Raw genomic sequence first — 25534 nt, forward strand, 5'->3', positions numbered from 1 at the left:
ACACCGCTATCGCAGGCAAGCCAGCTCCCACAGTTGACCGTGTCAGGCTTTGATAAAGGTCTCGTGCAAGTGCCGCCACAGCAGCGCGCCACTGGCCTGTTTCTCAAACACCACCGTGGCGCGGCGGTCGGTCTGGGTGCCGCTGTCGTCAATCTGATGCTCGCGATACGTCACCGTGGCGCCGCGTGCATGGCGGTCGATGCCGGTCATTTCACTCAGGGTGATTTTCAATCCTGGGCGCATCCCGCCCAGGCGCGTGAACAACGCATTGACCCCCGCCCTGTTGACCCGCGTACCGGTGGCGGGCGCGATCATGCTGAACTCCGGTGAGAAGCGCGCCAGCAGATTTTCCAGCGTGCCCTGAGGCGCAACCCCGGCAAACCATTGCTCGATCTCGACGTGGGTCTGGATCACTTCTTCAAAAAAATCGCTGTAGTCAATCATGCTTGGGCTCGCTGCAAGGGTGAAGCAGCATGCGAAACCTGGAAGCATCCAGGCGCAACACTGCGAAAAGCGGCAACAGGGTAAGAGCTGCCGCCATCGTGAAGGTTATGGCGAAGGAATCCAAGGCCGACAGCATTGCGCTGAGCACGGCAGCGCCGACGCAGAAGCTCACTTGGCGGTTGATATTCCACAGGGCACTGGCGTGGCCCATGCGCTCGGCGGGAATATCCAGAAAGGCCAGGGTTTGCGCGGTGCTGCTGCACAGGCTGCCGCCCAGGCCCATCAAGACGTAGGCCGCAATAATCAGCGCGGGCTCGTTGAGCAACAGGATGCCAACGCATTGCAGCGCCATGCCCGCCAGCAGCAAGGGTTTGGGGCCGCAGCGATTGAAGAGTTTCTTGCTCAGGTAGATTGCCACTGCCGAGGCCAGTGCCCAGGGCAACATCAGCGCGCCGGTTTGCGTGGCGTCATAGCCCAGGCTGCGCACATAAAGGATGGCGATCAGGCTGGTACCGATAAACACCCCGGGGATACACAGGTAGACGAGCATCGCCACGCGCAGCATCGGACTGGCAACCTGTTTGAAAATGCTGCTCAGGTCCAAAGGCGGACGCACGCGGGTGGGCGCGTCGGGTTTTATCCACAGCAAGGCCAGCAGCAGGGTGATCAGGGCCAGGGGCAGGTTGGCGTAGAAAATCCAGCGCCAGGACACACTGTCGACAATTACCCCACCCAAGGCTGGCGATAACGCCGGCACCAGCAACGCCACCGACATCACCCGCGCCGTCAGCTGGCTGCGCTCGGCGGTCGGGAAGTGCCGGTAAGCCATGGCCTGGCCCACGGGAATCAGCAAGCCGCCACCGAGCCCTTGCACCGCGCGCCAGCCTATCAACGCCTCGATGGAACCGGCCTGGCCCACCATCACCGAGGCGCCGGCAAACAGCAGCAGGCTGGTGGCGATCAGCGTGCGTTCGCCCATCATCGCCGCCAACCACACACTCAAGGGAATGATCAGGGTCAGCCCGAGCATGTAGGCGTTGCTGACCCACGCCAGTTGCGTGACCGAGGCGTGCAGCTCGCGGGCGATGTCCGGGTAGGCGACGGTGGCGACAAACATGTTCACCAGGTCCAGGGCAAAACCCAATAAAAAGATCCAGGCGACTTTCGAGCGATAGGTCATGAACGCGTTCCTGCGAGTGAAGCCGGCAGGGTAGGCCGCACGCAGGGTTTGGGATACGCCGGTTTGCCTGCTAGTTTGTCAAAAATATTTTGACAAAGGAGGGCGTCCAATCATGGTCAGCCTGGACCGTTTTGACACCTTCAAGGCCGTGGTCGAGGCCGGTTCGCTCACCGCCGCGGCGGATCTGCTCGGCCAGACCCGCGCCGTGGTCAGCTTCAACCTCAAGCGCCTGGAGGCGGAACTCGGCGTCACCCTGCTGACCCGCAACACGCGTCAATTGGCGCTCACCGATGCCGGCGAACGCTTCTACCTGCGCTGCACGCGTATGCTCGAAGAGGCCCGGCTGGCGGTAGACGAAGCCCGCAGCGAACATGCCCAGCTCAAGGGCACCCTGCGCATCACCACCACCGTCGAATATGCCCTGGCCGTGGTCGGCCCGGCGGTGGAAGCCTTTCGCCGCCTGCACCCGGACCTGAATATCCACTTATCCACATCCTCCACCCACGCCGATCTGATCTCCGAGCGTTTTGACGTGGCAATTCGGCTGGGGCGCTTGATGGACTCCAACCACCGCGCCGTGCAGTTGTCGACCTTCGAGGTGTTTGCCGTCGCGGCGCCGCAGTTTGCCAGGGTGCAGACCCTGGAGGAGTTAGAGCAGGTACCCAGGCTGGGCCATGGCCGCTTGAGCGAATTGAGCGTGACCGACCCGGCGGGTCTCGAACACTCTTATCGAGCCGGCCCGTCAGCCTTGGTGGCCGACAGCGCGGCGGTCCTCCAGGCGTTTGCCGTGCGCGGCCACGGTGTGGCGGTTCTGCCGCAGTGGCTGGTGCAGGAAGATCTTGATGCGGGACGCTTGGCACGCGTGTTGGCGGACCATCGCTTTGCCCCGCAAGGGGTCTACGCGATGTATCCGGATACGCGGCATTTGCCGCTGAAGGTGCGGGCGTTTATTGATTTTATGAAGCCTTAGAGCGTACCGCCCAAGCCAAAGCGCTTTCTCAACACCTTCTCCAACACGCCCTTGGGCAACAGCGCCGCCATCAACGGCAACGCCCGGCTGCCGTTGCCCGAGCGCAACAGGCGCGGTGGCTGCGTTTTTTGCACGGCCTTGAGCACATCCGCGGCAAATTCACTGGCCGGGGTTGGCTTGTCCTGGGACGCTTGGCTGCGTGCACGAATGCCTTCGCGCAGTGGCCACCATGGCGACTGTTCGTTGATCAGCAATTCGGCCTGGGCGCCGGCATTCTTTGCAAAGTGGGTATTGATTGCACCAGGCTGCACTTCCATCACCCGCACGCCAAACGGTGTCAGCTCCATGCGCAGGGCGTCGCTCAACGCATGCACAGCGGCTTTGGACGCGCAGTAGGCGCCGGCGAACGGCGTCACCAAGACGCCGGAAACGCTGCCGATATTCACCACCAGGCCCTTGCTGCGACGCAACGCAGGGAACAACGCCTGGGTTACGCCGACGATGGAAAACACATTGGTTTCGAACTGGCGCTGCATCGCCTCTGTGCCGCCGTCGAGCAACGGGCCCATGGCACCATAGCCGGCGTTGTTGATCAGCACATCCAGCTCGCCCCACTGTTCCGACAAGCGTTGCAGGGCAGCGCTGTCGTTGACGTCCAGTTGTAGGGCATTAAAGCCTGCGGCAGTAAGCGCGGCGACGTCATCGGGTTGGCGGGCGCTGGCCCATACCTCGAAGCCTGCGGCTTTGAACGCATCGGCGAGGGCGCGGCCGATGCCGCTGGAACAACCGGTGATCAGTACGTTGGGCATGGGTCCATCCTTTGTCAGTCCGAGAAACTGCCTTGCAGGTGCTCGGCGCGAAATTCCAGGGTTTGTGGGCGATATCCGGGGCGCAGCGGCGGGGTGGGCAGGCAGTCATCCCAGGTTGCGCCCGCCTGTAGCTCGCCGGGGCCGCGATAGCGTGGGGCGGCGTAGACGTTGTCGGCCAGGTTGACCGTATCGCCCGGTGCATAGGCGGCGACGCGCCAGCGCAGTTCGGTGAGCGGTACGTCGTTGCCGTTGTTGAGGGTCAGTTTGAGCGGTCGGTCGGCGGGGCAGTCTTGCGGCGCGTAGGTGATGCGCAGCTCAAGGCGCGCCAGTTGCGACGCTTCGCGGTTGTCCAGCCATACCACCCACACTGCTACAAACCCCAGGCCGACGGCGGCGGCCAGCGATACTGGCAAAGCCTTGGCCGGGTAGCGCAGCAGCAGGACCAGCCAGGTGATGATCAGGAGAACGCCGAAGAACATGGAGACCACCTCGAATAGGGAACCAGCATCCTAACTTAAGCTTAGGTGGGATTGGTTAGCTTGAGCATTGTGTTGGCCGGGCGGACGCCATCGCAGGCAAGCCAGCTCCCACATTCGACCGCATTCTAAAGTGAGGGCGCGGTCAACTGTGGGAGCTGGCTTGCCTGCGATGAGGCCTGTACAGCCACCACAAACCCCAAAGAAAAAGCCCCCACCCAACCCACTGCGGATAGGGGACGCAATGGGCTGGGTGAGGGCTTCTTGTACGACTGTTTTACTGCGCGATAGTTTTCACCGATACACCACGTTCAACCGGTGTCGAGCGCCCGTAGATATCTTCGAAGCGCTCGATATCGTCCTCGCCCAGGTAGCTGCCCGATTGCACTTCGATGATCTCCAGCGGGATCTTGCCCGGGTTGCGCAGGCGGTGCACCGAGGCGATGGGGATGTAGGTGGACTGGTTTTCGCAGAGCAGGAACACGTTCTCGTCACAGGTGACTTCGGCGGTGCCGCTGACCACGATCCAGTGTTCGGCGCGGTGGTGGTGCATCTGCAGCGACAGGCACGCGCCCGGCTTGACCGAGATGTGCTTGACCTGGAAGCGCCCGCCCATGTCCACCGAGTCGTAGGAACCCCACGGGCGATAGACTTCGCAGTGGTTCTGGGTTTCGCTGCGGCCTTGCTCGTTGAGGGTGTTGACCATCTGCTTGACGCCCTGGACCTTGTCCTTGTGGGCAATCATCATCGCGTCCTTGGTTTCCACCACCACGATGTTGTCCAGGCCGATCACCGATACCAGTTTGCCGTTGCCATGCACCATGCAGTTGCGGCTGTCCTGGATCACCACATCGCCTTTGCTCACGTTGCCGTTGGCGTCTTTATCGTTGACCGCCCACAGCGAGGCCCAGCAACCTACGTCACTCCAGCCGGCACTCAAGGGCACTACGCAGGCGCGCTGGGTTTTTTCCATCACGGCGTAGTCGATGGAGTTGTCCGGGCAGCAGGCGAAGGTGGCGTCGTCGAAGGTTACGGTGTCGGCGGTCTGCTCGCTGCGCTCCAGGGTCAGCACGCAGGTGTCGTAGATGTCCGGATCGTGCTTTTTCAGTTCTTCGAGGAAGCGACTGGCGCGGAACAGGAACATGCCGCTGTTCCAGAAGTAGCCGCCGCTTTTGACGAACTCGACCGCGCGTTTTTCATCGGGTTTTTCCACGAACTGCTGCACGCGGCTCACGCCTTCAGGCAGCAGCGAATCGTTGGTGGACTTGATGTAGCCGTAGCCGGTTTCCGGGCGGGTGGCTGGCACGCCGAACAGCACCATCTCGCCACGCTCGGCGGCCACGGTGGCCAGGGCCAGGGCGCGTTGCAGGGCTTTCTGGTCATCGATCACGTGGTCGGCGGGCAGCACCAGCATCAAGTCGTCACGGCCTTCGTTGACCAGCATCATCGCGGTCAGGGCCACGGCCGGCGCAGTATTGCGGCCGAACGGTTCCATCAGGATGCGCTGGCACTCGAGCTTGCGTGCGCTCAGTTGCTCGTTGACGATGAAACGGTGGTCTTTGTTGCACACCACGATAGGGGCGTCCATGCCTTCGAACACCAGGCGTTCCAGGGTTTGCTGGAACAAGGTGTGCTCGCCGGTCAGAGCCAGGAACTGCTTGGGGAACTGTTTACGGGAAAGCGGCCAAAGACGTGAGCCGCTACCACCGGAAAGGATTACTGGGATCATGGGTGTTTCTCCTTGAATCAGTTTGGGTCAGAGCTACGAAGGTTTGTCGTTTCACTCTTGTTTTTGTCTCGGTCCTGAGTTGAAACCCGGTCAGTGTGGGAGCTGGCTTGCCTGCGATGGCGCCTATAAGACCGCCATCGCAGGCAAGCCAGCTCCCACAAGGGGGCGTGTCAACTCAGGGAAATCGTTAGCGGGTCGATACCGGGCGTTTCACCCACACTGGCGACAGGCTCGAGCCTGAGCCGGTGACATACAGCACCGCCGCTTCACCGCGTTCCAACGCCACCGGCTTCACATCGCCGACTTTCTTGTCACCGTCATACAACGCCAGGCTCACTTTCACCGGGTTGATCTCACGCTCGCCACGGCCCTTGGCAGCCACCGACTTGACCACATCGGTCTTGCCGTCGGCGGTTTTCAGGGTCAGGGCCTTGTCGCTGAGGTTCTGCACGCGCACCAGGGATTTCTGCTTGTTCTTGAACGGCGGTTCTTCAATCAACTGCGGCTGGCCGCTGCCGCTGTTGACCAAGGTGTAGTAGTGGTCGGCGGCCAGCTTGACCGGCAGGGTCTGGCTGCCGACCTTGGCGCTGTAGTCACCGCCGGGCATGAAGCTGAAGTCGCTGCTGGCCAGTGGCGCAACGTCGCTGAGGTTGGTGCTGCCGACGGTGGCGCTGACTTCCTGGTTGCTGGCGTTGTAGATACGCACAAAGCTGGAGCCTTTTGGCGCAGTCGGGCCGTACAGGGCGGCGTCACCGCCAGCGAAGGCCGATAGGGATACGACGCTCAAGCCCGCTGCGATAGCCAGGGTTTTAGCGAGACGACGAGGAGTAGTAGTGAAAGTCATGTGAGTTACCTCTCTTTCAGTTTTGCGCCCGGTCGGGCGTCTCGGATTTGGATGTGTTGCTTGCCATGTTCTGTTGGCGCGAACCGGCTTGTTTAAGCTGCGCAACCCAGGCCGGGTCGGCATCACCGATTTCGTTGTTAACGGGCAGATAACGTTCAGGAAACTCCCAGATCAGCACCTGCGGCGGGCTGTTCTTGAAGTCATCACTTTTGAGGTAGCTGAGCATCGGCAGGATCGGGCCGTGGCCGTCTTCGGCGTAGCTGACCACGTCACTGTGCAAGGCTTGCTTGAGCGCACCGACGAAGTTCCAGTTGGGGTTGGCGCTGTAGCTGGTGCCCACCAGTGCCACTGGGGTTTCGCTGTCGCTGAACAGTGCGTCATCACCTTTCTCTTCGGCCAGGTGGGTCACGCGTTTTTCCAGCGGCTCTTTAGGCGGCATCAGGTTTTCGAACAGCGGGTCCAGGGGCAGGAACAAACGCAAGTCGCCTTTATGCGGCTCGGTTTTCTCGGCCTCGGTGACAAAACGCTGCGGCTCGCCACTCAGCGGGGTCTTGTCGGCAATCGCCTTGGCCAATTGCTTGGCGGCGACTTCGGCACCGTCTGGGGTCCAGTGGGTGTCGGTGCGCAGGAACACTTGCTTGCCACTCAGCTTGGCCTGTTGCAGCGGGCCGAGCAGGTCCGGGGCCGGAATGTTGTCCGCCGCCACTCGGGCATGGAAGTCCTGGTACAGGTTGGCGTGCACGCTGGCGGGTTTTACGTCACCCAGATGCTCCGGATACAGGCGCACCTTGGCCGGCACGATCGCCATCACCAGTTGGATGCCCTGGGCCTTGAGCTTCTGGCGCACGCCTTCGACCAGCGCGTAGTTGCCTTGCAGGTTCTGGTCTTCGTTGACGGCGGGGTTGAACTCCTCGTCGCTGTACAACCAGTGATCACGGCCCAGCACCACGCCAGGGCGGCCTTCGTTGAACAGCTTGTAGTCCAGCGCCGCCCACAGGTTGGTGCCCAGACGCTTGATCGGGAACTCGTCGTCGTAGTGAGTCTCGACGGCTTTGGTCCAGCGACCGTTAAGCACCGTGGCATCGGCGTTGGTGCTGAAGCCAAAGAAACTGCGCAGCGACCAGGCGCCAAGTGCCAGCAACAGCACCAGGAACAGGCTGATGTAGAGGACGCGTAATGAACGGGTCATGGTCGGCTCCCTCAGAATTGGAAGTAAAGGAACGGCGAGAAACTCTGCGCCGACAGTTTGAGAATCGACGCCACGAACAGCAGCAGCACCGCAGCGCGCATGGCGTAGCGTGGCCAGTCAGCGGTCCAGTAGGCCGGTTGCACGGCAGCGTCACGGCCCACGCTGAAACCGGGCTCGTGGATGCTGCCAGGGGTGTCGCCGGGTACGGCCTTGATCAGGCTTGGGTCGGCTGGCTTGGTCTTGTCGGCAGGGCGGTTGGTGTAGAAGTCGCGCAGGCCAAAGAACGCCAACGTTGCGTAGGCCACCACCAGGGTTGCCACTTGCAGGCCGGTGAGGTTGGCGCGGTTGAGTTCCGACAGCGACCACTCGCCAAAGCTGAACATTGCACCGTACATACGCCCGGCGACGTGCAGGTTCTCGGCGCGGAAGATCACCCAGCCCATCACCACCAGCAGGAAGGTGAAGGCCCAGCGCAGCACATTGAAACTGCGCGGCGCGGTGTTCAGGCCGATGGCTTTTTCAATCGCCAGCCACATGCCGTGCCAGGCGCCCCACACGATGTAGGTGATGTTCGCGCCGTGCCATAGGCCACCGAGCAGCATGGTCAGGAACAGGTTGCGGTAGGTGGTCAGCGTGCCTTTACGGTTGCCGCCCAGGGTGATGTACAGGTAGTCACGCAGCCAGGTGGACAGGCTGATGTGCCAGCGCCGCCAGAACTCGGTGATCGACTGGCTGATGTAGGGCTGCTTGAAGTTTTCCATGAAGCGAAAACCCATCATCAAGCCCAGGCCAATGGCCATGTCGCTGTAGCCGGAGAAGTCAAAATACAGTTGCGCGGTGTAGGCCAGCGCGCCGAGCCAGGCATCGCCCGTGGTGGGGTTTTGCAGGGCGAAGCAATGGTCGGCCACCACCGCCAGGGTGTCGGCAATAAAGACCTTCTTGATGAAACCCTGCATGAACCGCGTGCAGCCCTCGGAGAATTTATCCAGGGTGTGGGTGCGGTTGTTGAACTGGTCGGCCAGGTCACGAAAGCGCAGCACGGGGCCGGCGATCAGGTGCGGGAAGATCGCCACGAACGCCGCGAAGTCGATTAGGTTGCGGGTTGCCGGCGTGTCACCACGGTACACGTCGATGATGTAGCTGATGGACTCGAAGATGTAGAACGAGATCCCGATCGGCAACAGCACGTGGGTGAGGATGAACGGCTCCAGGCCCGCCGACTTCATCATCACGTTGATGCTGTCGACACCGAAGTTGGCGTACTTGAAGTAGCCGAGGATGCACAGGTCAACCGCCACGCCGAGCAACAGCCAGCGCTGCGCCGGCTTGGTGCGAACGCCCGCGGCACCGACCTTGAGGCCGATCCAGTAGTTCCACAGCGTGACGGCCGCGAACAGCGCCAGGAAGTCCACTCGCCACCAGGCGTAGAACACGTAGCTGGCAATCAGCAGCAGCAGATTGCGATAGCGTTGCCCGCTCAAATAGTACAAGCCGAGGAAGATCGGCAAGAACAGAAACAGGAACACATTGGACGAGAAAACCATCCCGATCTCTCCATGTTTAACCAACAGTCAAGGGCCAGAGCCCCCCCAAACCCCCCACGATTTCGGGGGAGGTTGTATTACATTCACACCCGACCCCTGTAGGAGCGAGCTTGCTCGCGAAGGTCGTTAACGATGACGCTGGGCACCTGATGAATCGCGGTGCCTGCGGGTTCTTCGCGAGCAAGCTCGCTCCTACAGTTCAGGTAGTGTTTTGTCAGGAGCCTTTGTTGCCTTTTTCATGCGCCGGGTCGTAGACCTTGGTCAGGTCACCACCCAGGCGGAAGGTCTTGAACGGTTGCATGCCATGCTTGCGTTCGATCACATCCGGGGCGCAGGTGTAGAGGGTGCAGAAGGGCTCAAGCCAGGCAAATTTCATGTCTTCCTTGAGGTCCTTCATGTCCTGCTCTTTGCCGTTCTTTTGCTCGAAGATGTCCGGGTCTTTCACCCCGGCCAGCACCTTGTCACCCAGGCGCTTGAGCGCGCTGTTGTTTTCCTGGCGCAGGTCCACGCCGTTGACCAGGGCAAAGCTGGCGATCATCGACAGCGGCGGCAGCGCGTAGTTGTGGTACGACAGGGCGCGTTGTTGACGCTTCAATTCGTTCGGCAGGAAGCCTTGGTCATCGACCTGGTTCACGCCGACCTTGTATTCTTTCACTGCCCAATCAAACAGGTCGCGACGGTTGGTGGCGATGGACGTTGCCATCACCGACCAGGCGGCCCAGTAGGAGTGGTTGTTGGTTTTTTCCAGGGGCAGGTTGTCCCAGTCGCTCACCACCTGGTCGGCCAGCTTGTTGAACCAGGCTTCGATTTGCTGGGCTTGCTGCGGGTACTTGGCCAGCGGTTGCGACTCGGAGAACTTCAGGCGCACATAAGCCGAGGCCATGCTGCCCAATGCCCATTTGCGCATCGATTTGCCGGTGTGGTTGAAGTCCTTGGACATCAACGCATCGGCCTTGGCCCATGACACCAGCCAGTTCAGGGTGCATTCAAGCTGCTGCGGGCGACCGTCACGCATGAACTGCATCACGCGCTTGCTGGTGTCTTTTTCCAGCTTGGTGATGTCGGCGGTACTGTCGCGAAAGGCTTTTTCCGACTGCACATTCAGGGTGGAACGGGCCTTGTCGGAGCCTTCGTATTTGCTGCGAAACTGCAACGGCCCGGTGTAGGGCGTGGGCATGGCGTCGCAGTTTTCCTTGAAGTCGCCGGTCTTGAACGCTTCGATCGGTGCGAAATAGCCCTGGGGCGGACGCAGTGGCGCCGCCGCATTGACGGAACCTGCGAACATGGCCAGGCCCAGCAGGCCAGGGAGCAATAACTTTTGCATAGGTAACCTCACTTTCCGAGTTGGGCGGTCTGCTGGCCGCCGCTTGGAAATACGTTGCGTGTGCAAATTTTCGCTTCAACCTTCTGCGCCGCAGCGCCCGCTTCAGGGCCCTGCACCTCCACGGCCAGCAAGTTCTGCGAGGCCCAGTCTTCATCGGTGCGCAGTTCAAAGGCGAAACGCCCGTCTGTATCGGATGTTTCGGGTTTCTCGATCTTGATGTCCTCGTGGCGCCCGTTCATGTACCAGAGGGTGGCTTGCAAGGTTTTCACCGACGGGTCGGCGAAGCGGATATCCACCTGATGGTTGGCGTTGCGCAGGTCTTTGTTGGCGCTGTTGACCATCAGTTCGTTTTTGCCGGGTTTGAGCGTGGCGCTGGCCGACATCTGCGCGGTCTTGCCTTCGCAGCCGTTGTCCAGCAGCGCCATCATCTGGCGGTAGATGGTTTCCTGGTCGAGGCGGTACAGCGGCGAGAACTCCCAGATCAGAATCTTCGGTGGGCTCTTCTGGAATTCATCACTGCCCAGGTACTGCAGCATCGAGCCTTCCAGGCCACCGCCGGGGAAGGCGACGTTGAGGATGTCGGCGCCGATTTCTTCTTCCAGGAAGCCGGCGAAGTTGTAGTTCTTGCCACTGTGGCTGGTGCCCACCAGAGTGATCTGCGGGTTGCCCGAATCGCCGAACAGGTCGCCGTCACCGGCTTCGCCCTTGGGCTCGGTGGTGAACTGGTCCATGTACTGGATCGCGTAGCTGGTGCCACACAGTTGCCCGGCCATGTTGTGCAGGGTGCCGGTCTTGCCCATGCGGCCCGAGCGCTTGGTCTCGAATTCACGCTTGGGAATCTCGGCATATTCCGGCATCTGCTTGACCTTGGCCGCGACGATTTTCGCGGTGCGCTGGGCGCCGTACGGGGTCCAGTGCTGGTCGCCACGGAAGTAGAAGTCGTGGGCCGGCAATTCATCCGGCAGTTGCTCGTTGGTCAGCGGTGACAGGTCTGGTACCACGTAGCCCATCTTGGCGAAGCGGCCGAGCATGGTCTTGTAGTTGCCCAGGGCTTTGTCGAAGTCGAACGAGGCTTTCTCCGCCGGGTTGAGCTTGTTGCGGTTCACCAAACCACGGGTTGGCTGGTAGACCACCACCAGTTCCACGCCCTTGCTCTTGAACGCATCGTGCAACTGCTGCATGCGCTTGTAGCCGGCCGGGGTGGTGTCGAATTCGGTGCGCAGGTCTTCCTGGGTACGGAACAGCCAGTCGCCCTGGGCTTGTACCAGGGTGGTGAAGTTCTGCTGGTAGCGCGTGGTGTAGTTCTTCGCGTCGTGGGCGGCCGGGCACAGGCTGCAGCACGGCTCGGCGGTGAAGGTCGGGGCTTTGACCTCATCGGCACGTACGCCCTGGCTGGCCGCCAGCAGGCCGAGGGTCAGACCTGAGAGGCTCAGCAGTTTGATCATGTGTGGGTGCATAAGGGTCATCCTCAGTCCTGCAATTCGGTCTGGCGTTCGACGGGGTCGATCAGCACGGCTTTCTGCTGGCGCACCAGCAGGTCGAGAATTTCTTCCTGGCGGTCACCCAGGATGCCGGAGAAGCTGATGCCGCTGGCTTTGGTCGGCGCCAGCATCGACACGCGATACAGCTCGATACTCAAGGGTGAATCGATGGACAGCGGCCCGCTGCCGTTACCCGCCAGTTCACCGCCAACCACGATCAGCGACACCTGGGCGTCGAACGGGTCGAGGGCGATGTCGCGGTCGGTGTCGGTCAAGTCCTTGATGTGGCCGTACACGCCGGTCAGCCCGTTGGCCATCGAGGTGTTTTCGTAGAGCTTGATGTTCACGCTGTTACGCACGCGGATCCCGTGGCGACGGTTGCTGATCACCTTGTTGCCCCACAGCAGGTTGTCACCGCTCTCATACAGGGTGATGCCGTCGGTGTGGTTGCGGTAGATCTCGTTGTCGGCGATCAGGTTGTTCACGCTGTTACGGTCGATCACCAGGCCCGACAGCTTGTTGTCATAGCTGCGGTTGTTGAAGATGAAGCTGTCGTTCACTTCCCGGGAAATGATGATGCCGTGCTTCTTCTTGGTGCCGTACACGGTGTTGTCCGCGATGATCAGGCCGTGGGAACGGTCATGGGGGTCAATGCCGTAGACGATGTTGTCTTTGTAGGTATTGCCCTTGATCACAAAGCCTGTGGTCTCGTAGCAGTAAAAGCCGTACCACATGTCCGAGAACTCGGAATCGATGATCCAGCCGGTCGGCTCAGGGCGCTTGAGCACCTTGGCCATGTTCGGCGTGTACTGGGAAATACTCACTCCGTACGACTTACTGTTGGCATAGCCGAAGCTGGCCATCTTGCTGTTGGCGACATAGGTTTCGGTGCCGCCCCAGGCCAGCAAGAACGGGCGGAACTCCTTGGCCGACTTGAACAGCGCCGGGCCGTTGGCTTTTTCGTCCCAGCCGGTGATCTTGGTATCGCGCACGAACAGTTGACCGTCGTTGATCAAAAACGAACCGGCTTGCTGGGACAGGCGCAGTTCCTGGGTGTTTTTGTCGATATCGAGGATGCCCTTACGGCCCACCACGATCGGCAACTTGGCCAGGAACACCCCCGGCGACGTTTCGCTGAAGTACTGCTTGGGCACCTTGCCCAGCAGGTCCTTGAGGTTCAGGTAGCCGTCGTCGACGAAAATCGCCTGGGGAATGCCGTGCTGGCGCACCACCCATTCGGCCATTTTGTTATCGCCGCCGATAAAGTCTTTGAGCGCGTCTTCCTGCATCATGCGGCGGAGGCTGATTTTGCCCGGCTTGCTTCTGACGATTTTCTTTTCCATCGCCGCAGCGGTATAGCCCGACAGGTCGGGCAGCGCCGGCTTGGCCATTTCCAGCGGCGCAGTGGGCGGGCTGGAAATGGTGTAGGTCTTGGCCTGTTGCAGTTCCTTGGCGATGGTCGGCGCCTTGGCCGCCGTATCGGCGAACGCTGTGGCGCTGGCCATCAGCATTGCCGCGACGAGTAGGCTTTGAGCATTCATGGCGCAGGCTCCCATCAGAATTTCCAGACCACGTCGACAAACGCGCGGTGCATGTAGGAGTCGACCTGGCTGCCATAGGCATCGCCGGGCTTGAACACACCGGCACGCAAACGCACCAGGGCTGAAGGCTCGTCGATCGACTGGCTCAGCGCCGCAGGCAGCAAGCCTTTCTTGAAGTACTTGGTGACCACCAGGTCCATCTCTTGGCCAAGATCTTTCTTGCCGTCTTCAAGGGGCAGGGAGGTGCTGGAGAGGATCGCGCCGGTGACGTCATCGGTGTTGTTCTGCACCGCGTTGATACCGTTGCTGCCCACCGGCTTGTTGCCGTCCACGCGCCAGAACTTGTGGTACACCAGGCTGGCGTCGTAGTCCTCGCGTAGCTGCCAGGAACCGAACAGGCTCATGGACTGCATGTTGTTCATCTCGCCGCGAAAGGCTTCACCGAAGCGATGCACGCGGGACTGGGTGCCGGTCCAGTTCGAACGGTTGCTTTGCAGGCCGTTCTGCTCGTACTCGGCACTGGCGCGCGAATAGGCCGCGCCGACTTGCCACTGCGGGTCCAGGCGCAGGCGCACGCCGATGTCAGTGGCCCAGCCGCTCAGGTCATCGCTGCGCTTGGCGCTGGTGGGGCGTGTGCCGTCGGCGTTCAAGGCGTTGACCTTGTCGCGGTCGCCGCGCATGCCGGTGATGCTCGCCCAGTAGTTGACGGTGTTGGTGTTGCGCCAGTTATAGGCATCGCTGTTGGCTTCGATGCCCAGCCAGGTCAGGTCGCCGTTTTCGCGCTTATCCAACGGGTCGCTGGCCACACCCGGTTCTGCGTAGTCGAGCTTGCCGTCGTCATGGGTGTGGTGGCCGCGCACGCCGATCCACTGGCCCGGCGTCCACTGGTAGGCGGCGTCGGCGTAGAAGTGCTGGCGGTCTTTGTCGACCGGCGACAGCTCCTTGAGGTCGGTGCGGTATTCGCTGAAACGTTCGGCGGCGCCGACATTGGCCTTGAGCAAGGTGGTATCGAAGGTCCAGTTCAGCGCTTCGATGTTGGTGTCGCGCCATTGGCCGTCGTCATTGCGCAGGCGCTGGCGGCCGAACTTAAGGATCTCGCCGGGGTAGGGCGTGAAGCCGCTGTAGCCGACCCAGAACTCCCGCAGGGCCAGGTAGTTTTTCTTGGCCTTGCGGTCGTCGTTGCTCGACTGCTGCTCGGTGGTGTCATCGGCCGACTGTTGCAGGGTGTCGGTCTCGATGATGTCGCTGGACACCACTGCCTGGCCCATGGCGTAGGCGCTCCACGCGCCGCTTTCGCCGTAGATCCAGGGGCGCAGGTCGAGGCCGATGCCGTTGACGTCGCCGCCTTTCTGGGTGCCGAGGTCGCGGTCATCTTCAGACTGCGCGGTGGCTTTGACTTCCAGGCCAAAGTTCCTGGCTTCGGTGAGCGCGGCCAGGGTCGGGCACGACCACAGCAGGGCGAAGGACAGGCCGATGCCGGCCTTCACGAATGGGTTGAGCTTCATAGGGATTCCTCGCCGTCTTCTTCTTGCAGGGCGTGCAGTTGCAGCGTGCTTTGGGCCAGGGTGCCGCGGGCGGCCAGTTCCTGTTGCACCAGGCGTTGGCCTTCGGCGCGTTGCGCAGGGGTCAGCGGCGCTTCGAGCTGGGTGGCCAGGTCATTGGCTTCTGGCGTGTCCTGGGCCTTGGCCAACTGGCTGAAGACATAGGCGTTCAATGGGTCGGGCTTGGTGCCCTTGCCTTGGGAAAACAGTTGGGCAATGGCGAAATCGGCACTGTTCTGGCCGTTGCGCGCGGCGGTCAGCAGGTGGTCCAAGGCTTTTTGCGGGTAAACCTTGCCCAGGTAGCCACGGCGGTAGATCTGGCCGAGGTAGTAATCGGCGGCCACTTCACGGCCCACGGCTTTTTCGAAATGCGCCTCGGCGGCCTTGGCATCGGCGGGCACCCACTTGCCTTCGTAGTAGAGCTTGCCCAGCAGCAATTCGGCGCGTGGCTGGTCGGCGGCGCGGCCGTTGTCGAGGTACTTCATCATCTGGTCGACGTCGCCCAGTTCGGGGAAGTCGTAGAGCAGTTGCGCCAGGCTGACCCAGGACGCCGGGTAGCCGGGGGCGATTTTTTCCAGCAACGCCTGGGCGGTTTTTTCGTCCGGGGTGCCGAGGGTGGCATCGCCGAGTACGCGGGCGACGCTGTCGACCCGCTGTGCAGTCACGCTGCCACGGCTTACGCCTGCTTCCATTTGCTTGAGCAGCTCGGCCTGTTGTTCCGGCTGCTGTTTTTTCTGATAGACCGTGGCCAGTTCGACGTAGCAGATATCGGTGGTGTTCAGCGCGGCTTTGCAGATGCGCTCCACGTCATCCAGATGCTGGTCGTAGGTACCCTGGGTGCGATACAGCAGCACCTGGGCCAGGCCGGCTTCCGGGTAACCGGCTGCCTGCCATTGGCTGATCTGCTGTTGGGCATTCACGTTGGGGAAACTGTGCGGGTATTGCAGGTACAGCATCGCCAGCGGGATCAAGGTATTGCCTTCGCCATTGGCAAAGGCTTTTTTCAGCAGGCTTTCGGCTTCATGGTGTTCGGCCTCGGTGGCGCCGGGCTTGGCTACCAACAGGCGACCCAGGCGTGCCTGGGCGCGGGGCGAGGTGTCTGCCGCCGCACGGTAAGTGGCTTCGGCCTGCTTGATTTGCGCTGGGTCACGGGTGCCGACCTGGATATCGGCCAGGCCCACCTGGGCCTCGCTGTAGCCCAGTTCCGCCAGTTGCTGGTAATTGTGCTGGGCGGTGACGGTGTCGCCGCGTTTCAGCGCTTCATTGGCCAGGCGCTGGTCGGGCAGGCCGGCGCAACCGGCCAGGCTCACGGCCAGTGCCAGCGCGCAGTACGCAGAGGCCAAGTGAAATCTGCTCTGGGTGGGAGCTGGCTTGCCTGCGATGGCATCGCTGCGGTGCAACTGATGCACCGAGTCGCCTGCATCGCGGGCAAGCCCGGCTCCCACATAGGTCAACGGTGTATTTGGAAGAGTCACAGGCATGTCCTCGCTTACAGACCGTGGGCCATGGCTTTGTCGATCAGCCAGTTCAGCGATGGGCCACGGTCGCTGGTGACTTCCACCGGGCGGCCGGCGTAGGTGCTGTCCAGCGGTGCGTCAGGCTTGATCTGCACACGGATGTCGGAGGACAGGTCGGCGCTGTTCAGGCTGGTGCTGCTGACGATGGTGCCGGTGCGCACTTGTTCTTCGTCGGCGACCTGGAAGTTCACCGGCGTACCTGGGCGCACGTCACCGAACTGGCGATAGCTGAAGCGCGCTTCCACGTTGGCCTGGCTGCCGCGTGGCACCAGTTGGAAGATCACATCACCCTTGCTGGCGTACTGGCCGTCGGCGACCAGTTGCTGGGCCACCACGCAATCGCAGGGCGAGGTCAGGGTGCCGGTCATTTGCTTGCCGAACAGTTCCTCGACCTTGGCCGGTTGCAGCTGGTCTTCATCCAGGTGGCCCTTGAGGACATCGAGCATGCTGGTACTGAAAGTCGCCAGTGGCGCGCCTTTGGCCGCTACCGAATCACCCTTGAGCAGGCTTTGCACGGTGCCGTCACGGGGCATGGTCACGTTCATGCCCGGTACGCTGACGAGGCCGGCCTGGGCGTGGCTGACGAAGTACATGCCGTAAAGCGACTTGACCACAAAACCGAAGGCCGCCAGGCCCACCAAAAAGATCGCCAGGCTGAAGGTCACGGCGCGCAGGCGACCGAACGCGGTCATGCCGCTGCCGCCGTCCTTGACCTTGCGTGCCTTGGTGAAGTTGTCGCGTTGCAGGGTCGCGAGCACGTCGCCCATGGTCACGATGTCGCCGGACAGGTGCGAGGTGATCAGGTGGCGCAGGGTGGAAATATCCTGGGCATCGAGGTTCTGGAACTGGCAACCGGTGCGGCCGGTCTGGCGGTCGTAGGAGCGGATTTGCAGCTCCACGTCCATGGCCAGGCCGAGGTTATCGATCACGAACTGCAGGCGGCCTTTGTGCACTTGGCCGATGGTGAGTGGCTGGGTGGCGGTGAAGGCCAGGCCGCCGGCGGACAGGTCGATAACCTTCGCCTCGGTCGGCGTGCGGTCGCTGTTGAAGAAGCGCAGCTTGGCCGGGATTTTCACCCGGGCGTGCTGGCGCTGGGCTTCGGATTCGTGGACAACGTTGGCGTTTACTTGGCTATTCATCGGGTGTAATTCCTAGGTTAATTCAGGCTTGGCAGGGTCAGACCATCATCAGCAACACGGCAACGAAGATGCTGCCGGCGGAGAAGGTCATGGTCCGAGACGACCAGGTGTTGAACCAACGTTGAAAGCTGGCCAAATCGCGGGTCAGTTTGGTGTCCTGGCGGGTCCAGGACTGTTGATCAAGGCGGAAGAACACGTAGATCTTCACCAACGCGCCCATGATCTGGTTGTAATAGAGAATCAGCGGGTAGGCCGGGCCGATCTTGTGGCCAGAGCACGACAACAGCAGGGTGAGGATCAGGCGGGTAATGCCGATCCACAGCAGGTAGGCGAGGATGAACGCGCCGCCGTACTTGAAGGTGGCGATCATCGCCACGGTCAGGCCGAGCAGGGAGGTCCACATCGACACGCGCTGGTCGAACAACACCACGCTGGTGAACAGGCCGAGGCGACGCACGCCCAGGCCGAGCGCGCGGGAGTTCTGGCGCAGGTTGTTGCCGTACCAGCGGAACATCAGTTTGCGGCTGGCCTTGATGAAGCTCTTTTCCGGCGGGTGTTCCACGGTGTTGATCGCGGCATCCGGCACGTAGAAGGTGTCGTAGCCCAGGCGCATCAGGCTGAACCAGCTGGACTTGTCATCCCCGGTGAGGAACTTGAAGCGGCCCAGGCGCCAGTGTTGCAGCGAGTCGCTTTCCACGTCGGCGATAAAGCCCGGGTCGGTGACTACGCTGGCACGGAACACCGACATGCGCCCGGTCATGGTCAGCACGCGCTTGGACAGGGCCATGGAGCACATGTTGATGTGGCGTTGGGCGAAGCGCAGTTTGTGCCATTCGCTCATGATGTAGCCGCCGCGCACTTCGCAGAATTCGTTGGTGGTCAGGCCACCGACATTGCCGAACAGCTGGAACCACGGCACGGTCTTGCGTACCACACCTTCGGCCAGCACGGTGTCGCCATCGATCACGGCCACCACGGCGCGGTCGTCCGGCAGGTGGCGGGAGATGGCACGGAAACCAAACGCCAGGCCGTCGCGCTTGCCGGTGCCGGCGATACGCACGAAGTCGAGCTTGACGTGAGCCGGCGGGTTGAGCTTTTCCCAGAGACTCTTGACCAGCAGCTCATCGGACATTTCCACCAGCGAGCACACCACGGTGGTGGGGAAGCCGCAGTCGATGGCTTCGCGAATCACCGAGCTGTAGACCTGGGCGGTGGTCAGCGCGTCGATACGAAAACTGGTGACCATCAGGAACACATGGGACGGGTCGGCGGCCTTGCCCAGCTTGCGCACTTTGCGGCGCAGGTGCGGGTACACCACGTACAGGAACAGCATGCCGCGAAAGAAATGCGTCGCGCCCATCGAGTAGCGCCAGATACCCACGGCACCAATCAGGAAAATAAAATTCTTCGATTGCGAATCGAAGGTGCTCGCCGGCAACAGCAGGGCGAGACCCATCAGCAGGCTGAGAAAGAACAGCCAGCCGGCCGATTGCAGAAATACATGTTTTAACTTGGACATAAGCGTCATCCGCAAGGTGAGGAGGCTTCAGGCTGCAAGCGCTGGGGATAAAGCCACTTGCAGCCTGAAACTTGCCGTTGCTGTTACCAGCAAATACCTTCGGTACGGCCGCTCACGCTGGTGGCCTTGGACATGAAGCCCACCAGGTCGACCACTTGTTTGCCTTCCGGAGCGTTATGCGCCAGGGCACGGAACTTCTCGTCACGGTTACCGAGGATGATCACGTCGGAGTTGTTGATCACATCATCGAAATCCGAGTTGAGCAGGGACGACACGTGGGGGATCTTGCCCTCGATGTAGTCCTTGTTCGCGCCGTGTACACGGGCATATTCGACGTTGCTGTCGTAGATGCTCAGGTCGTAGCCCTTGCCGATCAGCATTTCTGCCAGTTCTACCAGCGGGCTTTCGCGCAGGTCGTCGGTACCGGCCTTGAAGCTCAGGCCCAGCAGGGCGACTTTGCGTTTTTCGTGGCTGGAGACGATGTCGAAGGCGTTCTGTACCTGGGACTCGTTGCTGCGCATCAGCGAGTTGAGCAGCGGTGCTTCCACGTCCAGGGAGCCGGCGCGGTAGGTGAGGGCGCGCACGTCTTTTGGCAGGCACGAGCCACCGAAGGCGAAGCCTGGGCGCATGTAGTACTGGGACAGGTTGAGGGTCTTGTCCTGGCAGACCACTTCCATCACTTCACGACCGTCGACGCCGACAGCCTTGGCGATGTTGCCGATCTCGTTGGCGAAAGTGACTTTGGTGGCGTGCCACACGTTGCAGGTGTACTTGATCATTTCGGCGACGGCGATGTCCTTGCGGATGATCGGCGCATCGAGTTCTTCGTACAGCGACTGCAGGACATCGCCGGAGGCGGTGTCGAACTCACCGATGACGGTCATCGGCGGCAGGTCATAGTCAGCGATCGCGGTGGATTCACGCAGGAACTCCGGGTTGACCGCGACGCCGAAATCAACGCCGGCTTTCTTGCCGGAGCAGTCTTCCAGGATCGGGATCACCACGTTGGCCACGGTGCCTGGCAGTACGGTGCTGCGCACTACGATGGTGTGGCGGGTGGTCTTGTCGCGCAGCACAAAACCGATCTCACGGCATACCGATTCGATGTAATTGAGCTCCAGGTCGCCGTTTTTCTTGCTCGGCGTACCCACGCAGATCATCGACAGGTCGGTGTCGCGGATGGCTTCGGCGAAGTTGGTGGTACCGCGCAGTCGACCGGTTGCGATGCCTTGGCTCAACAGTTCGCCCAGACCTGGTTCAACGATGGGGGATTTACCCGCATTGATCAGGTCGATCTTTTCCTTGGAGATGTCTACGCCGACCACTTCATGGCCACGGGCAGACAGGCAACCGGCGCACACGGCGCCAACGTAACCCAAACCAAATATGCTGATGCGCATCGCAATTACCTCTATGTTTAAATCATGCCATTAGATGGCCGGAGTTCATGTTTGCAAGCGTCACTGATGCCGCGAAAGTTAGGCGAATAGACGCCGACTTACCGCGTGCAGGCATGTTAAATAGCGAGTGACTAACTATTGCACTCAAGTTGTGCGCAACGTGGCCTTGTTATTGGGGCTTGCCCTGAAATGCAGCCGGCTTTCCGTGGCGGAAGGGGCCGGCGCCAGTGCCGCAGGGCTTTGATACAGGCAAGAAGCCTTTTGATATCAATGCCTTGGGTGTTAACACTGGCTCATTTAGGTCAGCGCTGCCTTGGCCTTTAGGGGGTTGGCAATGAGTCCTTATCGCCGCCCTCAACTCAATCAGTTGATGATATGACCCTCGAGCCAAAGTGCTTTATGACAACTTGGCTACTTCCATTGGTCGGTATGTAAGTCATCTCTTACGTAAACAGAGAATTTCGTTACCGGTGGTATGAGCGGTGCTTCAGGACGAAGTTCCGGGCCGCTCATCCCCTTTCCGGAAATTTTTTGAAATATTAGAAAAGATGGCACTGGTACTATATTGATAGCACTTGCTATTTAGGCCAGTAGTTATGGGGAGTTGGTGCGAGAGGATAGTTTTGTGCCACTACCGTTAAAAAAAAGTGGTGCCACTACGGAAAAAACCGACGGGTGTCGAGTGAAGAAATTGTTAGGGATGTGTCAGAATATTTTTTGACGCCAAATAAATGACGATTTCAGGGCTGAAATGCAGACAAAAAAGGTGGGAGCTGGCTTGCCTGCGATAGCGGTGTATCAGCAACATATGAGTAGGCTGACCCACCAATATCGCAGGCAAGCCAGCTCCCACAGTTGATGTTGGTGGCTGTACAGGCCTTATTCCGGTGCGTGATCGCGCAAAAACACCAGGTTGTCCGGCTTGGACTGCTCCGCATTGAAGCGGTAACCCTGCACATCGAACTGCTTGAGCTTCGCCGGGTCGTTGATGCGTTCTTCAATCACAAACCGGCTCATCATGCCCCGGGCCTTTTTGGCGTAGAAGCTGATGATCTTGTACTGGCCGTTCTTCAGGTCCTTGAACTCGGTATTGATAATCCGCGCCTTCAAGGCCGTGCGCTTGACCGCCGAAAAATACTCATTGGACGCCAGGTTGAGCAGCACGTCGTCGCCTTGCTCGGCCAGTGCTTCATTCAACCACTCGCTGATGCGCGTACCCCAGAAAGCGTAGAGGTCTTTGCCACGGGCATTGGCCAGCTTGGTGCCCATCTCCAGGCGGTACGGCATCATCAAGTCCAACGGGCGCAGCAAGCCGTAGAGCCCCGAGAGCATGCGCAGGTGGTCCTGGGCGTAGCTGAAATCGGCATCGCTGAAGATCTCGGCATTCAGGCCGGTATACACGTCGCCCTTGAACGCCAGCAGCGCCTGCTTGGCGTTGGCCGGGGTGAAAGCCGGCGTCCAGCTGCCGAAGCGCGCGGCGTTGAGGCCACCGATTTTGTCGGAGACGTGCATCAGCTCACTGATTTGCGCCGGGCTCAGCTCGCGCAGTTGCTCGATCAGTTCCTGGGAGTGGTCCAGGTACTGCGGCTGGGTGAAGCGCGCAGTGACCGGCTTGGACTCGAAGTCGAGGGTTTTGGCGGGGGAAATCACCATCAGCATGAAGTTGGCTCCTGGAATCGTGGGGGGATTCTAGGGGGTTGGAGCGTTCGACTCCACCTATCAAGCCAATAGGCCCAGGTTTTGTGTAGGAGCGAGCTTGCTCGCGAAAGTCGTCAACGATAACGCTGGTAGGCTGAATAAGCGCGGTGCCCAGACGTTTTTCGCGAGCAAGCTCGCTCCTACACAATAAAGGCGGGGCAGTCCGCTATGATGGGCGGTAACTCTGCAGAGGGAGACCCCGTGTGCGATTAGCGCTTTTATTGTCGGCTTGCCTGCTGTGCCTGAATGCCCAGGCCGCGCCGGTGGATGTCGCCAGCCTGGACCGTGGTACCTGGCCGGAAAAACTCGTCAGCCCGGCGCTGTTCGATGTGGCTTCGCGTGCGGAGATCCTGATGTTCGCCCACGGCCTGCTCGCCAGCGAAGCCCTGGACGAAACCGCGCTCAAGCAACGCCTGGGGTTGAAGATCATCAACCTGGCTGCCATCGACGACCTGCGTCGCCAGCTCTGGCAACGGCTGTTGGAGAACTACACGTTCGCCCAGCAGAGCTGCGAAGAAGACGCCTCGTTCTGCTACCTGGTGGAAAGCATGGACGACCTGCGTGAGCAGGCCGGCAAGTTCGAGGTCGGTGACAACTCTTTCTATATAGGCTGGGCCGCCCCCAGCCGGCACTTCCACGAGCGCTATCTGGACGAGTTGTTGCGCAAGGCTGCGCTGTTTCCGCAGATCAGCAGTGAAGTGGCGCGCTTTGGCGATCATGAGCGCAACGGTGATGAACTCAATGACCGGATGTTTTTGCTGACCTTCGACGGTGGCCCTGCACCTGTCAGCGGCAATACCGACTGGCTCACCGATTACCTGCGCAAGCAAAAGATGAACGCGACGTTCTTTGTCCTTGGCAGCAGCTTGCAAACTCGTGTGGAGCGCAGTTCCGCCGCCGATGTGCAGGCGCTGTACCAAGGGCAGTGCGTGGGCCTGCAGGGCTGGCAGTACCGCTCCCACAGCCATTGGGTCGACTGGCAAAGCTCCATCACCCGCAGTGCCGGGCTGGTACAGAACCTGATGCCGGAAAACTATGTGCCCTTGTTCCGCCCACCGTATGGGCAACGCCGTGCGGACAGCCAGGGCTTCTTTCAGCAACAGGGCTTGCAAGTGGCGTTATGGGATATCGATTCCCAGGACGAGCCGGGCAAGCTCAAGGCCGATGAGTCGGCGCAACGGGTGCTGACGTTGATGCTGCTGTGGCGCAAAGGCGTGATCGTGTTTCACGACACTCAGGACAAGGCGCGGGTGGCATTGCCGATGGTGTTGCAGGCGACGGCGCAGAGTGGCTTGGGTTGGCAGGAGTGCCGCGAGGCATTTCGATGAAGTGCCCGGCTTTGCTGGGGATGGGGTGCTTTCGGGGCGATTTGCTGCGACATTTCGATGCAGGCGGACTTCCGACTTTAACGGGGTACATGGCACTCGGCTAGTGCTATTCGTCATCCTGAAAAATAAACTTCAAAAAAGCGTCAAAGTGCTTTTTCCTGTCATGGGTTTTGCGGTATTACGAAGTCAGATCGCCGAAACCTGCAGCACAGGTGGCGTCTTCCAAGACTCCTCCTGTGGGCACTGCACTTGACCTTACTCAAGGTGCAATCGGTGGTCGAATCGAGGCGCAGCACCGCCCAGGTATTGCGTCGAATGGCTCCCACAAAGGTGACCGAGTATGGATGATCATGGACGTAACCCTTCTTCCGACCAGCCAATCCTTTATGTGCTTGATACCAATGTATTGATCCACGATCCAAACGCACTGCTGAACTTCGAAGAACACCACGTCGCCATCCCGATGATCGTGCTTGAGGAGCTCGACAAACTCAAAAGCGGCCACCACAGCGTTGCCGCCGAATGCCGCCAGGCCATCCGCCTGATCGACAAGACCCTGGGTGAAGCCTCGCCCGAGGACGTCGAGGTCGGCGTACCGATCCAGCGTGGCAAAGGCGGCCCGAAGGGCTTGCTGTCGATCCTGATGAGCAAGCGCAGCGAGCCCAACAGCCTGCTGCCGGAAAACCTGAACGACAACAAAATCATCAACCAATTGATCGACCTGCATGCGCGCGACAAGGACCTGCGCGTGGTGCTGGTGACCAAAGACATCAATATGCGCCTCAAGGCACGAGCGTGTGGGATCGCTGCCGAGGACTACAGCACTGACCAACTGGTCGACGACGTGTCGATGTTGTCCCGTGGTTATCACATGATGACCGGCTCGTTCTGGGACCGTGTGAGCAAGGTCGAAACCCGTCAGGACCACGGCCGCACCTGGCATCAGGTACAGCTGATCGACAACCTGCCGGCCGTGCATATCAATGAGTTTATCGTCGATGAACAGGGCTTCGTGGGCTGGATCAAAGAGATCCAGGTCGACAAGCTACTGATTCTCGACCTGCATCAGGAGCCCCTGTTGCACCAGGAAGCCTGGGGCCTTAAACCGCGTGATATCTACCAGAGCCTGGCGCTCTACGCGCTGCTCGACCCGGACATCCACCTGGTCAACCTGACCGGCGCCGCAGGTTCGGGCAAAACCATCCTGGCCCTGGCTGCGGCCATCGAACAGACCATGGTCACTAAACGCTATCGCCGCATCATCGCCACCCGCAGCGTGCAGGGCCTGGACCAGGAAATCGGTTTTCTGCCCGGTACCGAGGCGGAAAAAATGGAGCCGTGGCTGGGGGCGATTACCGACAACCTCGAAGCCTTGCACATGGATGACGAAAACACCCATGGCAGCGTCGACTACATCCTCAGCAAAGTGCCGTTGCAGTTCAAATCCCTCAACTACATCCGAGGTCGCAGCTTCCAGCAAAGCCTGATTCTGATCGATGAATGCCAGAACCTTACGCCGCACCAGATGAAAACCATCATCACCCGTGCCGGCGCCGGTTCCAAAGTGGTGTGCCTGGGCAACCTGGCGCAGATCGACACCCCTTACCTGTCCGCGACCAGCTCCGGGCTGACTTACCTGACGGAACGCTTCAAAGACTTCCCGAACGGCGTGCACATTGCGCTGCAAGGGGTACCCCGTTCGATTCTGGCTGAATACGCCGAGTCTCATCTGTAATTACAGCGAAGCTGCGACGAAAAACCCCGGATTTTTCACGAAGTCCGGGGTTTTTGTTTTGTGCGACATTTGCCTGCGTTAACGCGTCCTGGGTGCTTGTGGTGTCTGTAATTATTTTGTTACATT

20 protein-coding genes are annotated in these 25534 nt (G+C 60.5%); 3 read left to right on the top strand and 17 right to left on the bottom strand.

The annotated features are described in order from the left end of the window. Positions 1–42: 42 nt before the first annotated feature. Both DK871_RS08395 and DK871_RS08400 read right to left on the bottom strand, forming a co-directional pair. Positions 43–444, bottom strand: coding sequence for a nuclear transport factor 2 family protein (locus DK871_RS08395; protein WP_014716994.1), 402 nt, complete (start codon positions 442–444; stop codon positions 43–45). After that, positions 437–1624, bottom strand: coding sequence for an MFS transporter (locus DK871_RS08400; RefSeq protein WP_161904657.1), 1188 nt, complete (start codon positions 1622–1624; stop codon positions 437–439). Before DK871_RS08400 ends, DK871_RS08395 begins: the two co-directional genes overlap by 8 nt. 112 nt (positions 1625–1736) lie before the next feature. Between DK871_RS08400 and DK871_RS08405 the strand changes: the two genes are divergently transcribed. Beyond that, positions 1737–2594 carry a LysR family transcriptional regulator gene (locus DK871_RS08405; protein ID WP_161904658.1) on the top strand — a complete coding sequence of 286 codons (858 nt, stop codon included), beginning with the start codon at positions 1737–1739 and terminating at the stop codon, positions 2592–2594. On the opposite strand, the gene DK871_RS08410 is transcribed toward DK871_RS08405, so the two are convergent. From DK871_RS08410 to yaaA, 15 genes are all read right to left on the bottom strand, one after another. After that, positions 2591–3403, bottom strand: coding sequence for an SDR family oxidoreductase (locus DK871_RS08410; protein WP_161904659.1), 813 nt, complete (start codon positions 3401–3403; stop codon positions 2591–2593). The genes DK871_RS08405 and DK871_RS08410 overlap by 4 nt on opposite strands. A gap of 14 nt (positions 3404–3417) precedes the next feature. Further along, positions 3418–3882 carry a hypothetical protein gene (locus tag DK871_RS08415; RefSeq protein ID WP_032893495.1) on the bottom strand — a complete coding sequence of 155 codons (465 nt, stop codon included), beginning with the start codon at positions 3880–3882 and terminating at the stop codon, positions 3418–3420. A gap of 274 nt (positions 3883–4156) precedes the next feature. Further along, positions 4157–5608, bottom strand: coding sequence for a mannose-1-phosphate guanylyltransferase/mannose-6-phosphate isomerase (locus tag DK871_RS08420; protein ID WP_161904660.1), 1452 nt, complete (start codon positions 5606–5608; stop codon positions 4157–4159). Between the two features lie 187 nt (positions 5609–5795). Beyond that, positions 5796–6452, bottom strand: a complete 657-nt coding sequence (locus DK871_RS08425) for an alginate O-acetyltransferase AlgF (RefSeq protein ID WP_003188726.1) — start codon at positions 6450–6452, stop codon at positions 5796–5798. 16 nt (positions 6453–6468) lie between these two features. Further along, positions 6469–7641 carry an alginate O-acetyltransferase gene (locus DK871_RS08430; RefSeq protein WP_161904661.1) on the bottom strand — a complete coding sequence of 391 codons (1173 nt, stop codon included), beginning with the start codon at positions 7639–7641 and terminating at the stop codon, positions 6469–6471. An 11-nt stretch (positions 7642–7652) separates the two neighbouring features. Then, positions 7653–9185, bottom strand: a complete 1533-nt coding sequence (locus DK871_RS08435) for an MBOAT family protein (protein ID WP_161904662.1) — start codon at positions 9183–9185, stop codon at positions 7653–7655. Positions 9186–9399: 214 nt separating this feature from the next. After that, complete coding sequence (locus DK871_RS08440) at positions 9400–10509, bottom strand: mannuronate-specific alginate lyase (protein WP_161904663.1); 1110 nt, start codon at positions 10507–10509, stop codon at positions 9400–9402. 8 nt (positions 10510–10517) lie between these two features. Next, positions 10518–11966 (bottom strand): alginate O-acetyltransferase, encoded by a 1449-nt coding sequence (locus DK871_RS08445; protein WP_161904664.1) that lies wholly within the window; start codon positions 11964–11966, stop codon positions 10518–10520. A gap of 11 nt (positions 11967–11977) precedes the next feature. Further along, the gene (gene algG / locus DK871_RS08450) at positions 11978–13546 is read right to left on the bottom strand and encodes a mannuronan 5-epimerase AlgG (RefSeq protein ID WP_161904665.1); all 1569 of its coding nucleotides are present in this window, start codon (positions 13544–13546) and stop codon (positions 11978–11980) included. Beyond that, positions 13546–15036, bottom strand: coding sequence for an alginate export family protein (locus DK871_RS08455; protein WP_161904666.1), 1491 nt, complete (start codon positions 15034–15036; stop codon positions 13546–13548). Before DK871_RS08455 ends, algG begins: the two co-directional genes overlap by 1 nt. Then, on the bottom strand, positions 15033–16553 hold the full coding sequence (algK, locus tag DK871_RS08460) for an alginate biosynthesis TPR repeat lipoprotein AlgK (protein ID WP_375139732.1): 1521 nt from the start codon (positions 16551–16553) through the stop codon (positions 15033–15035). Before algK ends, DK871_RS08455 begins: the two co-directional genes overlap by 4 nt. Positions 16554–16561: 8 nt before the next feature. Then, entirely contained in the window at positions 16562–17728 is a 1167-nt protein-coding gene (locus tag DK871_RS08465) for an alginate biosynthesis protein Alg44 (RefSeq protein WP_161904667.1), read from the bottom strand. A gap of 37 nt (positions 17729–17765) precedes the next feature. Next, positions 17766–19247 (bottom strand): mannuronan synthase, encoded by a 1482-nt coding sequence (gene alg8 / locus DK871_RS08470; protein WP_003188740.1) that lies wholly within the window; start codon positions 19245–19247, stop codon positions 17766–17768. An 83-nt stretch (positions 19248–19330) separates the two neighbouring features. After that, positions 19331–20647: a nucleotide sugar dehydrogenase gene (locus tag DK871_RS08475; protein WP_032893483.1), complete on the bottom strand. Its 1317-nt coding sequence runs from the start codon at positions 20645–20647 to the stop codon at positions 19331–19333. 879 nt (positions 20648–21526) lie between these two features. Then, positions 21527–22306 carry a peroxide stress protein YaaA gene (gene yaaA / locus DK871_RS08480; protein ID WP_161904668.1) on the bottom strand — a complete coding sequence of 260 codons (780 nt, stop codon included), beginning with the start codon at positions 22304–22306 and terminating at the stop codon, positions 21527–21529. Between the two features lie 242 nt (positions 22307–22548). On the opposite strand from yaaA, the gene DK871_RS08485 reads away from it, so the two are divergent. Both DK871_RS08485 and DK871_RS08490 read left to right on the top strand, forming a co-directional pair. Continuing rightward, positions 22549–23673, top strand: a complete 1125-nt coding sequence (locus DK871_RS08485; RefSeq protein ID WP_161904669.1) for a polysaccharide deacetylase family protein — start codon at positions 22549–22551, stop codon at positions 23671–23673. A 340-nt stretch (positions 23674–24013) separates the two neighbouring features. Then, positions 24014–25408, top strand: coding sequence for a PhoH family protein (locus DK871_RS08490; protein WP_003188745.1), 1395 nt, complete (start codon positions 24014–24016; stop codon positions 25406–25408). Positions 25409–25534 lie beyond the last annotated feature (126 nt).

The organism is Pseudomonas sp. L13, from assembly GCF_009935965.1.
GTDB lineage: Bacteria > Pseudomonadota > Gammaproteobacteria > Pseudomonadales > Pseudomonadaceae > Aquipseudomonas > Aquipseudomonas lactis.

Excerpts from the sequence above, each read along its gene's own strand:
- DK871_RS08395 (WP_014716994.1), bottom strand. The coding sequence starts at position 444 with ATGATTGACTACAGCGATTTTTTTGAAGAAGTGATCCAGACCCACGTC.
- DK871_RS08400 (WP_161904657.1), bottom strand. The coding sequence starts at position 1,624 with ATGACCTATCGCTCGAAAGTCGCCTGGATCTTTTTATTGGGTTTTGCC.
- DK871_RS08405 (WP_161904658.1), top strand. The coding sequence starts at position 1,737 with ATGGTCAGCCTGGACCGTTTTGACACCTTCAAGGCCGTGGTCGAGGCC.
- DK871_RS08410 (WP_161904659.1), bottom strand. The coding sequence starts at position 3,403 with ATGCCCAACGTACTGATCACCGGTTGTTCCAGCGGCATCGGCCGCGCC.
- DK871_RS08415 (WP_032893495.1), bottom strand. The coding sequence starts at position 3,882 with ATGTTCTTCGGCGTTCTCCTGATCATCACCTGGCTGGTCCTGCTGCTG.
- DK871_RS08420 (WP_161904660.1), bottom strand. The coding sequence starts at position 5,608 with ATGATCCCAGTAATCCTTTCCGGTGGTAGCGGCTCACGTCTTTGGCCG.
- DK871_RS08425 (WP_003188726.1), bottom strand. The coding sequence starts at position 6,452 with ATGACTTTCACTACTACTCCTCGTCGTCTCGCTAAAACCCTGGCTATC.
- DK871_RS08430 (WP_161904661.1), bottom strand. The coding sequence starts at position 7,641 with ATGACCCGTTCATTACGCGTCCTCTACATCAGCCTGTTCCTGGTGCTG.
- DK871_RS08435 (WP_161904662.1), bottom strand. The coding sequence starts at position 9,185 with ATGGTTTTCTCGTCCAATGTGTTCCTGTTTCTGTTCTTGCCGATCTTC.
- DK871_RS08440 (WP_161904663.1), bottom strand. The coding sequence starts at position 10,509 with ATGCAAAAGTTATTGCTCCCTGGCCTGCTGGGCCTGGCCATGTTCGCA.
- DK871_RS08445 (WP_161904664.1), bottom strand. The coding sequence starts at position 11,966 with ATGCACCCACACATGATCAAACTGCTGAGCCTCTCAGGTCTGACCCTC.
- algG (WP_161904665.1), bottom strand. The coding sequence starts at position 13,546 with ATGGGAGCCTGCGCCATGAATGCTCAAAGCCTACTCGTCGCGGCAATG.
- DK871_RS08455 (WP_161904666.1), bottom strand. The coding sequence starts at position 15,036 with ATGAAGCTCAACCCATTCGTGAAGGCCGGCATCGGCCTGTCCTTCGCC.
- algK (WP_375139732.1), bottom strand. The coding sequence starts at position 16,553 with ATGCCTGTGACTCTTCCAAATACACCGTTGACCTATGTGGGAGCCGGG.
- DK871_RS08465 (WP_161904667.1), bottom strand. The coding sequence starts at position 17,728 with ATGAATAGCCAAGTAAACGCCAACGTTGTCCACGAATCCGAAGCCCAG.
- alg8 (WP_003188740.1), bottom strand. The coding sequence starts at position 19,247 with ATGTCCAAGTTAAAACATGTATTTCTGCAATCGGCCGGCTGGCTGTTC.
- DK871_RS08475 (WP_032893483.1), bottom strand. The coding sequence starts at position 20,647 with ATGCGCATCAGCATATTTGGTTTGGGTTACGTTGGCGCCGTGTGCGCC.
- yaaA (WP_161904668.1), bottom strand. The coding sequence starts at position 22,306 with ATGCTGATGGTGATTTCCCCCGCCAAAACCCTCGACTTCGAGTCCAAG.
- DK871_RS08490 (WP_003188745.1), top strand. The coding sequence starts at position 24,014 with ATGGATGATCATGGACGTAACCCTTCTTCCGACCAGCCAATCCTTTAT.